This window comes from Cryobacterium lyxosi, from assembly GCF_004403345.1.
Lineage (GTDB): Bacteria > Actinomycetota > Actinomycetes > Actinomycetales > Microbacteriaceae > Cryobacterium > Cryobacterium lyxosi.
In genome coordinates this window covers 41,562-54,632 of the sequence record NZ_SOGT01000014.1, presented here as the reverse complement: position 1 = coordinate 54,632, position 13,071 = coordinate 41,562, and the positions used below count along the sequence as shown (strand labels likewise).

Below are 13,071 nucleotides of genomic sequence, written 5' to 3'. Positions count from 1 at the left end.
GGTGCCGCGACCAGTTCTGCGGGACGTCCCCTCGGCTGGCCGAGCCTGTCGGGCCTGCCTGTCGCAGTTGGCCGGCGCGCATCCGCTCGCGAAACGCTAGGCTCAGCCCATCGAGCCTGACCACGTCCGGTCGGCTGTGTGGGGAGTGTCGTGAACATTGCACGCAAATGGGTCTTTCCAATCCTTCGACTCATCGTCATCGCGGCCATCGCTGTGGCCCTCGTGAAGCTCGCGTTCTACCCCGACACTCAGGTTGAGCGCAACCCCGCCGAACCGACCGGGGTCATCGTCGAACCCCAGGTTCCGGTGGGACTGGGCACCATCAGCAACGACGTGACCCTGCCCGGCACGGTCAGCGCCGATCCGGCAGTCGCCGTCAAAGCCACCGCTATCGGCACGGTCGATGAGATTTTCATAGCGGCCGGCCAAAACGTGAACAAAGACGACAAGATCTACGACATTCGAGTTGAGACGATCAAGGATCCGGTCGAAACAACGGATGTCGATGGCAACGTCATCATGACCCAGCCGAAACCGGTGGTCACCTTCACCAAGGTGCTCGCCCCGATTACGGGAATCCTCAGTTCGCTCACCGTGATCCACGGTCAGAGCGTGGCCGTGGGGGATGCCACCGGGCAGGTCGCACCGCCGAGCTTCTCGGTGAGCGGAGCGCTCAGCCCCGAGCAGCAGTATCGCCTGTTGACCAAGCCGACCGAGGCATCCGTTGCGATCACGAATGGGCCCGCGCCGTTCATCTGCACCAGCCTGGCCATCACAACCCCGCTGGCCGGCGAAGCGACCGGCGGCGACGGTGCATCCGGCGGCCAGCCGGCCACGAGTGGCACCACCGTCACCTGCGCGATTCCGGCCGAAGTGACCGTCTTCTCCGGTCTGGCCGCCCAGATCACGATCGCTGCCGGCCTGGCCGAAAACGTTCTCGTCGTTCCGACCACCGCCGTCACGGGCTCCGCCCAGACCGGCGTCGTCTGGTTCGTGATGCCAGACGGTGGCACCCAAGAGCGGTCGGTGACGCTCGGCATGACCGACGGCACCAACGTGCAGATCATCGACGGACTCGCCGAGGGCGACCTGATCAACCAGTTCGTTCCGGGTGCCACCGCGGTCAGCCCCGGCGGCGGGGGCTGCGATCTGCAACCCGACGGCAGCACGGCCTGCTTCGGTCCGAGCATCTCCAGCAGCGGGATCTCCAAATGACCCTGCTGCACCTTGAGGGTGTCACCCGCACCGTGCAGCTCATCGATGCGCCGCCGCTGACCATCCTCTCCGGTGTCGACCTCGACGTTGACGTCGGCGACCGGGTGTCGATCGTCGGACGATCCGGCTCGGGCAAAACAACCCTGCTGAACCTGCTCGGACTACTCGACAACCCCACGAGCGGCACCATGCTGTTCGAAGACCGCCCGGTGCAGTCGCTGTCCTCCGGCGGCCGGGATCGGCTGCGGGGCCGCGAGGTCGGCTTTATTTTTCAGCAGTTCAACCTGCTACAGGGTCGAACCGCCCTCGAAAACGTGATGACTCCGCTGCTCTACGCGGATGGTCGTCAGTTCTGGCAGCGCGCTCGAATCGCCACCGAGATGCTCGAACGTGTCGGCCTCAGCGACCGGCTCGGTGCGCTACCCGACCGACTGAGCGGTGGTGAACAGCAGCGCGTGGCGATCGCCCGCGCGCTGGTGCGTGGTCCCCGGCTGATTCTCGCCGACGAACCCACCGGCGCCCTCGACCTCGAAACCGGTGAAACCGTGATGGACCTGATCGACCAGGTCGCCACCGAATCCGGTGCAGCCCTGGTGACGATCACGCACGATCCGGCGATCGCCGCCCGCGCCACCAGGCACCTCCGACTTGACCACGGTGTGCTGCAGGTTCGCGGCACGGTGCCGGCATGAAGCGCGTCGCCAGCAACCTGGTCGGTGCTGTGATTGAAGCCTGGCAGGAAGTGCGCATCCACAAAACCCGCGTCATGCTGTCGCTGATCGGCGTGGCCGTCGCCGTCTGCGCCATCACGACCGTGGTCGGTCTCGGCGCGGTCGCCCAGCAGGCGACCGTCGAAGCGAGCGAACGATCGGGTGGGCGCGCTGCCAGCCTCTCCCTGTTCGTGTCGATGAACGATGGTTCCACCCCGACTGAAATGCCCGAAATCTGGCGTACGGCGCTCGAACGCTACCAGATCGACTACGCCAGCCGGGTGGTCAACAACAGCCAGACGGTGCAGTTCGTCGACGGAGCCGTGCCGGTGCAGACCATCGGGGTCGACCCTCCCTACGGCACCATGCACCGCATCACCCTCGAGAAGGGCGTCTGGTTTACCGACGAGGACCAGACCCGGCTCGCGCCAGCCGTGCTGGTCAACTCCATCTTCTGGGACCGCCTCAGCCGACCCGACCTGCGCACCCACCCGACCGTGACTCTGGTGGGCGAACGCACGACGACGGCCGTCGTAACCGGGGTCTACCCCGCCCTGTCGTGGGAGACCGAACCGGCCATGTACATGTTGGCCGACGCGCTTACCGCCATCACGCCGGTTGTCACCGACCCGAACCTGCAATTCGGACCGCCGTCCTACGAGCTATGGGTGCCGGTCGACGTGTCCGAACAGCTGGTCACCGCGCTGCAGCGTGACGTGCAGGGTGCTCTGGGGAGTGGGGCATCCGTTCAGGTGAACCGGCAGGACTACGCAGCGTATATGGAGGGTGACCCGTATCTCTCGCTCAAGCTCAGCGTCGGCGCCATCGCCGGATTAGTGTTGTTGCTCGGAGCGCTCGGTCTGGTCAACATCGCCCTGGTCACCCTCAAGCAGCGCATTCGCGAGATCGGCATTCGGCGCAGTTTCGGGGCGACCGCCGGTCGGGTCTTCTTCGCTATCATGATGGAGAGCGTCGTCGCGACCGTCGTTGCCGGAATTGTCGGAGTGATCGCCGCCGTGCTCATCGTCACGAGCCCGCTCGTCGAAGACTTCATCAGCCAGGGCCAGGTCACCGATTTTCCACCGTTCCCGGTGGAAGCGGCCATCCTCGGACTGGTCTGTGCGACGGTCGTCGGCGCCCTGGCCGGGCTGGTCCCCGCACTGGTGGCGGTACGGGTGAAGGTGATCGACGCCATCCGCTATTGACAGCGAACGGATGCCGCTGCCGGGCTTTCACCTACCGGTCACGCAGACCGTGGGCGTGGGGTCGACCGAATGTCGGCGGTGCTTGGTAGCGTTATTTCATGGCTACGAGCACTAAGTCGACCGGGCGTGCCCGCACCCCGGCAGCGAAGGGCGCTCCGGCGCGCAAACCGGCATCCCGCGGAGCCGGCGGTACCGCCGCTCAGAAGACCGTCAAGTTCACCGCCACCGACGTGAAACCGAGCGTGGGTGCACGCGCCTGGATGGGCCTGGCTCATCTCACGGGTGGAGCCGCCCGTGCCCTCGGCCCCGAAAAGCTCTCGAAAGACGAGCGCCGCGACGGACTGCCGTTCTTTCTCGTTCTGCTCGCCATCTCCGGCGCCATCGTCGAATGGTTCCTCATCAATGATGTCGTCGCCCAGCAGCTCGACGCGTATACCTTTGGTGGCCTTTTCGGCCGGGTAGCCTTCGCCCTGCCGGTCATTCTGCTGCTGTTTTCGGTCTGGCTGTTTCGCAAACCGAGTTCCGTGCACGATAACGGCCGCATCGGCATCGGGCTCAGTCTGCTGCTCGTGACTATTTCCGGGCTGTGTCACATTTTCGGCGTGCAACCACAGCCGCAAGACGGTATGCCCGCTCTCGCACTGGCCGGCGGTGTTATCGGATGGATGATCGCAGCCCCGCTGATCATGCTGACTACATCGATCGGTGCCACGATCGTCGTTATTCTGCTGTTGTTGCTGAGCTTGTTCATCATCACCAAAACCCCGCCGAACCGGGTCGTTCAGCGCACCCGCGAGCTGTACGACTGGCTGTTCGGTGCTGAGCTCACCGACGACGAAGATCGAGCGGCCGAGAAGACGGCCAAGGGGGGCAAGCCGGGCAAGACCGCGCAGGTTGAGCTCGACGGCGTCGACGACGACGAGTCCGAGGGTGCACTGCCGTGGTGGCGCCGCAACAACAGCAAACGCGAGGAAGACCCCGACTTCGGCAGCCCATTATCGACCGAATCCAAACCTGGCCCGGTTGAGGCCGACCCGCTCAGCGTGCTGCTCGGCGGCAACCAGGCGCGCGGTGGTTTTGACAGCGCCATCGAACCCGAGGCCACCGACCACACCGCACCGCCCGAACGCGACCATTACGGCACGGAGGTGCTCGAAGACCTGCGCAAGGCCGAGCTCGCCGTCAAGCGGTTCACCGGCGAGGTTGACCTTGGCACCGGGCCGCCCACCGGCTTGCGCTCCGACGATCCGGCCGGGCACACTGAGGTTCTTCCCGGCTTCGACGACGTCTTCCCGGAATTGAGCCAGGCAGTGGATGCCGAGGGCGCTGCCCTCCCGCCGCTCGCTTCCGTCGACCCCCACCCGGCCATTCCCTATCTCGTACCCGCGGCATCCACTCTCACCGCCGGCCCGCCGGCCAAAGCACGCTCGGCCGCCAACGATGACGTCGTCAAGTCGATCACCGAGGTGCTGCGCCAGTTCTCGGTCGATGCCAAGGTCACCGGATTCTCCCGTGGTCCGACGGTCACCCAGTACGAGATCGAACTCGGCCCCGGCGTCAAGGTGGAGCGGGTCACCGCGCTGAGCAAGAACCTCTCCTACGCGGTCGCCTCGAACGAGGTGCGCATTCTTTCACCCATTCCCGGTAAGAGTGCCATCGGCATCGAGATTCCCAATACCGACCGTGAGATCGTGACCCTCGGCGACGTACTGCGGTCGAACACCGCCACCAATGCCACTCACCCGATGACCATCGGTGTCGGTAAGGACGTCGGCGGCGGTTTCGTTATCGCCAACCTCGCGAAGATGCCCCACCTGCTCGTGGCCGGTTCGACCGGCTCCGGCAAGTCGAGCTTCGTCAACTCCATGATTACGAGCTTGCTCATGCGTGCGAAGCCCAGCGACGTGCGCATGGTGCTCATCGACCCCAAACGGGTCGAGCTCGCCGCCTACGCCGGCGTGCCGCACCTCATCACCCCCATCATCACGAACCCGAAGAAAGCGGCAGAGGCGCTGCAATGGGTCGTGAAGGAGATGGACATGCGTTACGACGACCTCGCGAGCTTCGGCTTTCGCCACATCGACGACTTCAACAAGGCCGTCGTCAACGGCGAGCTCGTGCTGCCGGTTGGCAGTGAACGAAAGCTCAAGCCCTACCCGTACCTGCTGGTCGTCGTCGATGAGTTGGCCGACCTCATGATGGTCGCCCCGCGCGACGTTGAAGACTCCATCGTGCGTATCACCCAACTGGCCCGCGCGTCCGGAATCCACCTCGTACTTGCCACTCAGCGACCCAGCGTCGACGTGGTCACCGGGCTGATCAAGGCCAACGTGCCGTCACGGCTGGCCTTCGCCGTCACGAGCGTCACCGACTCGCGGGTCATCCTCGACCAGCCCGGCGCCGACAAACTCATCGGCCAGGGCGATGCGCTGTTCCTGCCGATGGGTGCCTCCAAAGCCGTGCGTGTGCAGGGCGCCTGGGTCACCGAAGACGAGATCGAGAAGGTCGTCAGGCATGTCACCATGCAGGCTCGCCCGGACTACCGGCCCGATGTCTCCATGGTCGCCCCGCGCAAAGAAATCGACTCTGATATCGGTGACGACCTCGAGGTGCTCCTCGCCGCGGCTGAACTCGTCGTCTCGACCCAGTTCGGGTCGACCTCGATGCTGCAGCGCAAATTGCGAGTCGGTTTCGCCAAGGCCGGCCGTCTGATGGACCTGCTCGAATCCCGCGAAATTGTCGGCCCATCCGAAGGCTCCAAAGCGCGTGACGTGCTGGTGAATGCTGAACAGTTGCCGAGCGTTCTGGCCCGCCTGCGCGGCTCCGACGACGAGCAGCACGCTCTGAAGGCACAGTCCGGGCAATCCCGTGCCGACTCAGCGCCCGACCCACGCTATGCCGACGACCCGGTAGAGAAAATGTCACAGGGGTATCCTGAAGTAGATGGCGCCGAAGATGACGAGGATGCCTGGAAACTAACTGGCAGGGACTGAACCATGGCATTACCGCACGAATCCGTCTCCCGCCCCAGCAACTGGAACGTGCCCAACCTGATCACGGTCGTGCGCATTCTGCTCGCTCCGGTCTTCGTCTGGATGCTGCTGGCCGACAATGGTGCCCATGACGCTCTGCGCTGGGCCGCCGCCGTACTGTTCATCATCGCGATAGCCACCGACGGCATCGACGGCATGATCGCCCGGCGCCACAATCTGGTGACTGACCTCGGTAAGATTCTGGACCCGATCGCCGACAAGATCCTCACTGGTGGTGCGTTGGTGTGCCTGTCGATCCTCGGTGAATTGCCCTGGTGGGTGACCATCGTCATCTTCGTGCGCGAAATCGGCATTACGGTATTTCGGTTCGTCATGCTGCGCGACCGGGTCATTCCGGCTAGCCGCGGCGGCAAGCTCAAGACCATTGCCCAGTCCGTGGCTATCTCGTTAGCACTGTTGCCGTTCTGGCTGGTCTTCGGCGAATGGGTGCACTGGGTCAACACGGCCACCATGGCCATCGCTCTGGTACTCACCGTGGTCTCCGGCGTTGACTACCTGATCTCCGCCTGGCGCCTGCGAAAGCATAACCTTGCCTGAGGCGGTGCACACGACGGCAGCGGATGCGACGGCCGAGTTGGTCGCGGAACTCACTGCCCGTCATTTCACGATCGCCGTCGCTGAATCACTCACCGGAGGGTTGCTCGTGGCCGAACTCGTTCGTATCCCCGGCGCGTCCAACGTGGTTCGTGGAGGAGTGGTCGCTTACGACAGCGCCGTGAAGCGCGACCTGCTCCAGGTCGATAGCAGTGTGCTCAACGTGCACGGCCCGGTGCACGCCGACGTCGCAAAGCAGATGGCGAGTGGCGTGCGTACCCTGCTCGCGGTGAACGGTGTGCGCGCCGATATCGGCGTGTCGACGACGGGTGTCGCCGGGCCTGGCTCCGACGGCGGACACCCAGCCGGAACGGTGTTCATCGGCCTGTCAAAAGGCACCGGTTCCTGGGCCGTGCCGCTGCATCTGAACGGCGATCGGGCCGAGATTCGCGCTGAAACCGTGCGTCGGGCGATTGATGCTGTGCGTGCGCTGATAGCGGAGGGTGACCCGGAATAGTTACTGTTACGGGCTGGTTACATCGAAGACATTCACAAGCAAAGCCCAGTGATTCTCGGTAGTGTCAAAATGTCGGATCGATACAGTATTCTAAACATCCAGCACCGCAATCCGATGGTTATGGGCCTTAAACGATTAGGCATAAGAAGGAGGTTCCGATGATTCTTGTTCGTCAGGAAATCGGCGATGTGCTCAGGGACTTCCGCCTGCAAAAGGGGCGTACCCTGCGTCAGGTCGCAAGCAAAGCCAGCGTCGCGCTCGGCTATCTCAGTGAGGTAGAACGCGGACAGAAAGAGGCCTCTTCGGAGATTCTTGCTTCTGTCGCAGACGCCCTGGAAACCCCGATCTCGGTCATCATGCGTGAAGTTGGTGACCGTCTCGCCGTTATCGAGGGTATCGACCAGTTCCCCGATACGGTACCGGACGAGTTCGTCAAAACGTTCGATTCCGATTTCATGGTGCGGTAGCCACTACCGGCACTGCCTCAGGATTTATAACAAAAATCACGAAAACCACCGCCGACGTTGTCTGTCGGCGGTGGTTTTCATCTCGGGAGCGACTGTCAGGTAGTGGCAGATCAAAGGAGTGTTGTGCGACTGAGCGAATTTCGCACCGCGATGAAAGAAGAGTTCGGCGACGCCTATGGGCGTGTCCTCACCCGCGACCTCGTGCTCAACCCGCTTGGCGGTCGAACCGCCGATCAAGCCCTCACGGCTGGTGTTCCCGCCCGCGATGTCTGGCTGGCCCTGTGCGCCGAAGTCGACGTGCCCCGCAGTCGCTGGTACGGCGCCGGCGTTCCGGCTCCCCGCCCGTAGCGCGCTCGAGCCTTTCTCCCGTTAGGGCGATACTTCGACACGCCGCAAAAGATTCTCGGTAATGCTCGAATATCTGTTCGGTCTTGATAGACTCCTCCACAGCAGACTTCTCGACAGATTGTGCACCGTTCGATCGTGCCCCCGGCCAGTGTCGGAGGTGCGGCGTACAGTCGAATTTGTCAGAGAACGTCAGCAATTGCCTTGTCGAAACACGCATCGGAGCTCTCGCGATGGGTGCGCCGACAGCCTATAGGCGCCACTATGCACACCGGCAGCGCCGTTCACAGTCGGCGACAGTGCAGACCCCAAGGAGATAACGACCATGGCATCACAAGCTAACCGCGAAAAAGCTCTCGAAACCGCCCTCGCGCAAATCGACCGTCAGTTCGGAAAGGGCTCGGTCATGCGTCTCGGCAGCGACGATCGCGCCCCCGTTGAGACCATTTCCACTGGGTCGATCGCCCTGGACGTCGCACTCGGCGTTGGGGGACTGCCGCGCGGGCGCATCGTAGAAATCTACGGCCCGGAGTCTTCGGGCAAGACCACCCTCACACTGCACGCCATCGCGAACGCGCAGAAGAACGGTGGCATCGCCGCCTTCATCGACGCCGAGCACGCCCTCGACCCGGAATATGCCAAGAAGCTCGGCGTCGACATCGACGCCCTTCTCGTGTCCCAGCCCGACACCGGTGAGCAGGCCCTGGAAATTGCCGACATGCTCGTGCGAAGCGGTTCGATCGACCTGATCGTCGTCGACTCCGTTGCTGCCCTCGTGCCGCGCGCCGAGATTGAGGGCGAGATGGGTGACTCCCACGTGGGCCTGCAGGCCCGTCTTATGTCGCAGGCTCTCCGCAAGCTCACCGGTGGCCTCAGCCAGACCAACACGACCATGATCTTCATCAACCAGTTGCGCGAGAAGATCGGTGTGTTCTTCGGCAGCCCCGAGACCACCTCGGGCGGTAAGGCACTCAAGTTCTATGCCTCGGTGCGCCTCGACATTCGCCGCATTGAAACCTTGAAAGATGGCACCGACGCCATCGGTAACCGCACCAGGGTGAAGGTCGTCAAAAACAAGATGGCACCGCCCTTCAAACAGGCCGAGTTCGACATCATCTACGGCATCGGCATTTCCCGCGAGGGCAGTCTGATCGATTTTGGTGTTGACCAGGGCATCGTCAAAAAATCCGGTGCCTGGTACACCTACGACGGCGACCAACTCGGCCAGGGCAAAGAGAACTCGCGCAACTTTCTCCTCAAGAACCCCGATATGGCCAACGAGATCGAGCGCAAGATTCTGATCAAGCTCGGAATCGGCCCCGAAGGCATCGCAGCCAAGGCCGCCGAAAAGGCCGCTGCCGCGATCGCGCTGGAGGCCGAAACCAAGGCCAAGGCCGAAGCGGATGCCGCGGCTCTTCTCGCCGGTGGCCCGGTCGCTACGAAGGCCCCGCCCGCTCGCAAGACCGCATAACCCGGCAACGCAGCACCAGCAAGGCACCGCACTAAACGAACACCGAAAGGCAGGTCACGGGAATGGTTCACTTCGAACCCCAGGATGACGCAGGAGAACGCACAGACGCCGGATTGGCTCCCGTGACCTACCTGCACGGTGCGGCCCCGGGAATGAAACGTCGCTCACCCCTCGAGGCCGGTCCGGACGAGGTCGATTCGGTCAAGGTCGAATTGGACGATTCGACCGAGGTCGATAGGTTTACAGCGGCAGCTGCCAGCAAGGCTGAGGCGGACATCGCGGCTGGCGCTGTCCCGGCCGATATGGCGCCAGGCGCCGATGATGACGACTCTTTCTCCTCGGCCGATGCACTCGACCAGCGCGAACGTGCCGAAAAAGTGCTGTTGCACCGACTGCGAGGCCGATCGCTGTCGACGGTTGAAGCACTGCTGGTGTTGAATGCCACCGGCGTCGACTCGGGCGAAGCGAGTGAGATCATCGCGAAGTTCATCGAGTTGAACTACCTCGACGAGACCAAACTCGCCGATCAGATCATCCACAGCCATAACGTGCGCAAGGGTCTTGGACGTACCGGCGTCGAAGCTGAAATGCGTCGGCGCAAGCTTGACCCGAGCGTCATGATGGACAAGCTCGAAGAACTCCCCGACGATGAAGCAGAGCGGGCCATCGAGCTCGCCACCAAGCGTATCGGTCAGATGGAACGCTTCGACGACCAGACTATCGATCGCAGACTTACCGGCTTTCTCATGCGTAAGGGCTACAGCTCGTCAGCGGTACGTCTCGCGATCAAGGCCGCCATGGACAGCCGCGGCGGCGGTGCGGCTTCCCGTGTACGGTTCCGTTGACACCGTCCCAAATGCAGAAGTCCATCTGGCACACGGTTCACACACCGCATTGCTCGCGTAAACTACTCTTATTATGAGTATTGTCGCCCCCGCACTAGCCCGCCGCACCGTGATCGCGCCCTCGGCAGCCGCGATCGACGATTCAGGGCAGGCCCGCACTTACGAGGTGCGCACCTTCGGCTGCCAGATGAACGTGCACGACTCCGAGCGGCTCAGCGGCTCGCTCGAGGCGGCCGGCTACGTCTCCGCCAACGGGGGCGAAGCTGACATCGTCGTGATCAATACGTGTGCGGTACGTGAGAACGCCGACAACAAGCTCTACGGCAACCTGGGTTACCTCGCCTCGGTCAAGCGTAAGCACGCCGGCATGCAGATTGCCGTTGGCGGCTGCCTGGCCCAAAAAGACAAGTCCACCATCCTTGAGAAGGCACCGTGGGTCGACGTTGTCTTTGGAACCCACAACATGGGTTCCCTTCCCAGCCTGCTGGAACGAGCGCGCCACAACGGCGAGGCCCAGCTCGAAATTCTTGAATCCCTCGAGACCTTCCCCTCGACCCTGCCCACAAAACGCGACTCCAGCTATAGCGGTTGGGTATCCATTTCGGTTGGGTGCAACAATACCTGCACGTTCTGCATCGTTCCGGCCCTGCGTGGCAAGGAGAAAGACCGTCGTCCGGGCGAGATTCTCGCCGAAATTCAGTCGCTCGTCGACGACGGCGCTATCGAGGTCACCCTTCTAGGGCAGAACGTCAACTCCTACGGGGTTGAGTTCGGGGACCGTCTTGCTTTTGGCAAGCTACTGCGCGCGGCCGGTAAAATCGAGGGGCTGGAGCGCATCCGCTTTACCAGCCCGCACCCCGCAGCGTTCACGGACGACGTCATCGACGCCATGGCCGAAACGCCCGCCGTCATGCCGCAGCTGCATATGCCGCTGCAGTCGGGATCTGATCGCATCCTCAAATCGATGCGGCGCTCCTACCGCGGAGCGAAATTCCTGGGGATCCTCGATCGGGTGCGCGCCCAGATGCCGAATGCTGCCATCAGCACCGACATCATCGTCGGCTTCCCCGGCGAAACCGAAGAAGACTTTCAGGAGACCCTACGGGTCGTCGAGCTGGCTCGGTTCGCTACGGCGTTTACTTTTCAGTATTCGATTCGTCCGGGGACGCCGGCTGCGACTATGCCCGACCAGGTTCCCAAAGCCGTCGTTCAGGACCGCTACGAGCGGCTCGCGGCTCTGCAGGAACGCATCTCCCTTGAAGAGAACCAAACGTTGATCGGCCGCGAGGTGGAACTGCTCGTCGCTAACGGTGGACGAAAAGACAGTGATACCCATCGTCTGAGCGGGCGCGCCCCCGATAGCCGCCTTGTGCACTTTGATGTACCAGCGGGTTCGGCCCGCCCTCGTCCCGGTGACATGGTCACCGTCACCGTGACCCGGGCAGCGCCATTCCACCTGATCGCCGACTCGACCGACGGTGCGCCGCTGCGTATCCGCTCGACCCGGGCCGGCGATGCCTGGGACCGCCTGGAGGCGCAGTCCTGCGGATTGCCCAGCCATGGTGGTAGCACCGGCGGGGCCGGACCGGTTTCCCTGGGCCTGCCGATCATCGGACTCCGGCTTGCGAGCGGCTCCACCACCATTCCCATCTACAACGTGAACGACGACGAGCGATAGAAGTTTGTCGCCTGCACCAGCGGTGACAGCTAAACCAGCGGTACTGATCGCAATCATCGGCTCGACCGGTACTGGCAAGTCTGATTTGTCCCTCGACCTCGCTGAACGGCTGATCGAACGCGGCCAGCTGGCCGAAATCGTGAATGCCGATGCCATGCAGCTGTACCGCGGCATGGACATCGGCACCGCCAAATTATCGCGGGCGGAGCGTCGCGGCATTCCGCACCACCTGCTCGACGTGCTCGACGTGACGGATGAGGCCACCGTCAGCAACTACCAAAGGGATGCCCGCACGGCCATCAACGAAATCGTCGCGCGCGGGGCAGTACCGATCCTGGTCGGTGGCTCCGGCCTCTACGTTTCCGCGGTCGTCTTTGACTTTCAGTTTCCCGGTACCGATCCGGTGTTGCGGGCCCGGCTCGAAGCTGAACTATTGGCGCGCGGAGCGGGCCTGATGTATACCCGCCTGCAGGCCGTCGACTCGCAGGCCGCTTTGCGAATCGGCCCGAGCAACGGTCGCCGTCTCGTGCGCGCTTTGGAGATCGTCGAACTCACCGGCGCACCGCACGTAGCCGCCCTGCCCGCAGAGCCGGTGTACTGGCAGCCCAGCGTGCTGCTCGGACTGCGCACCCCGCGCGAGCAGCTCACTCCTCGGCTCGATGCCCGGGTGCAGCAGATGTGGAGAAGCGGCATCGTCGATGAAGCTCGCGCCCTACTCTCGGTCGGCATCGAAAGGGGCGTCACGGCGAGCCGTGCGATTGGCTATGCTCAGGCCCTCGGCCAGGTGCACGGCACGCTCAGTCAAGACGACGCGATCGAAGCCACCCAACAGCTGACCCGCCGTTACGCTCGCCGGCAGGTGAGCTGGTTCAAACGCTATGCGCACACCCACTGGATGGAGTCTGATTCGTCTAACCGGGTCGACGACGCACTCGCGCACGTTGACCGGGGCAGTGCACCCAGCTCGCCCTCACCAGCGACAGCGTGCGCCGGTTCGGGAGTGCACCCAGCGGCCGCCCCGTAAACTAACA

At 63.4% G+C, this 13,071-nt stretch carries 12 protein-coding genes; all 12 read left to right on the top strand.

Annotation, left to right across the window (positions count from 1 at the left end; all coding sequences use genetic code 11):
• The first annotated feature begins 150 nt into the window (after positions 1–150).
• A complete protein-coding gene (locus tag E3T27_RS12795; protein ID WP_174722218.1) occupies positions 151–1,215 on the top strand; it encodes an efflux RND transporter periplasmic adaptor subunit in 1,065 nt (354 codons plus the stop codon).
• The gene (locus tag E3T27_RS12790; RefSeq protein ID WP_104196991.1) at positions 1,212–1,907 is read left to right on the top strand and encodes an ABC transporter ATP-binding protein; all 696 of its coding nucleotides are present in this window, start codon (positions 1,212–1,214) and stop codon (positions 1,905–1,907) included. Before E3T27_RS12795 ends, E3T27_RS12790 begins: the two co-directional genes overlap by 4 nt.
• A complete protein-coding gene (locus E3T27_RS12785; protein ID WP_134573193.1) occupies positions 1,904–3,130 on the top strand; it encodes an ABC transporter permease in 1,227 nt (408 codons plus the stop codon). The genes E3T27_RS12790 and E3T27_RS12785 overlap by 4 nt, the downstream gene beginning before the upstream one ends.
• Before the next feature lie 98 nt (positions 3,131–3,228).
• Positions 3,229–6,123 (top strand): FtsK/SpoIIIE family DNA translocase, encoded by a 2,895-nt coding sequence (locus E3T27_RS12780; protein ID WP_134573191.1) that lies wholly within the window; start codon positions 3,229–3,231, stop codon positions 6,121–6,123.
• A gap of 3 nt (positions 6,124–6,126) precedes the next feature.
• Entirely contained in the window at positions 6,127–6,720 is a 594-nt protein-coding gene (gene pgsA, locus E3T27_RS12775) for a CDP-diacylglycerol--glycerol-3-phosphate 3-phosphatidyltransferase (protein ID WP_134573189.1), read from the top strand.
• Positions 6,713–7,234, top strand: a complete 522-nt coding sequence (locus E3T27_RS12770) for a CinA family protein (RefSeq protein ID WP_241992244.1) — start codon at positions 6,713–6,715, stop codon at positions 7,232–7,234. Before pgsA ends, E3T27_RS12770 begins: the two co-directional genes overlap by 8 nt.
• A 158-nt stretch (positions 7,235–7,392) precedes the next feature.
• Positions 7,393–7,701, top strand: coding sequence for a helix-turn-helix domain-containing protein (locus E3T27_RS12765; RefSeq protein ID WP_104127242.1), 309 nt, complete (start codon positions 7,393–7,395; stop codon positions 7,699–7,701).
• Between the two features lie 123 nt (positions 7,702–7,824).
• Positions 7,825–8,049 carry a DUF3046 domain-containing protein gene (locus tag E3T27_RS12760; RefSeq protein WP_104127241.1) on the top strand — a complete coding sequence of 75 codons (225 nt, stop codon included), beginning with the start codon at positions 7,825–7,827 and terminating at the stop codon, positions 8,047–8,049.
• Positions 8,050–8,371: 322 nt separating this feature from the next.
• Entirely contained in the window at positions 8,372–9,517 is a 1,146-nt protein-coding gene (recA, locus tag E3T27_RS12755) for a recombinase RecA (RefSeq protein ID WP_104196986.1), read from the top strand.
• A 62-nt stretch (positions 9,518–9,579) separates the two neighbouring features.
• Entirely contained in the window at positions 9,580–10,362 is a 783-nt protein-coding gene (locus E3T27_RS12750) for a regulatory protein RecX (RefSeq protein ID WP_134573187.1), read from the top strand.
• Between the two features lie 73 nt (positions 10,363–10,435).
• The gene (gene miaB, locus E3T27_RS12745; RefSeq protein WP_134573185.1) at positions 10,436–12,040 is read left to right on the top strand and encodes a tRNA (N6-isopentenyl adenosine(37)-C2)-methylthiotransferase MiaB; all 1,605 of its coding nucleotides are present in this window, start codon (positions 10,436–10,438) and stop codon (positions 12,038–12,040) included.
• Positions 12,041–12,044: 4 nt separating this feature from the next.
• Complete coding sequence (gene miaA, locus E3T27_RS12740) at positions 12,045–13,064, top strand: tRNA (adenosine(37)-N6)-dimethylallyltransferase MiaA (protein WP_241992243.1); 1,020 nt, start codon at positions 12,045–12,047, stop codon at positions 13,062–13,064.
• The last annotated feature ends 7 nt before the right edge of the window (positions 13,065–13,071 follow it).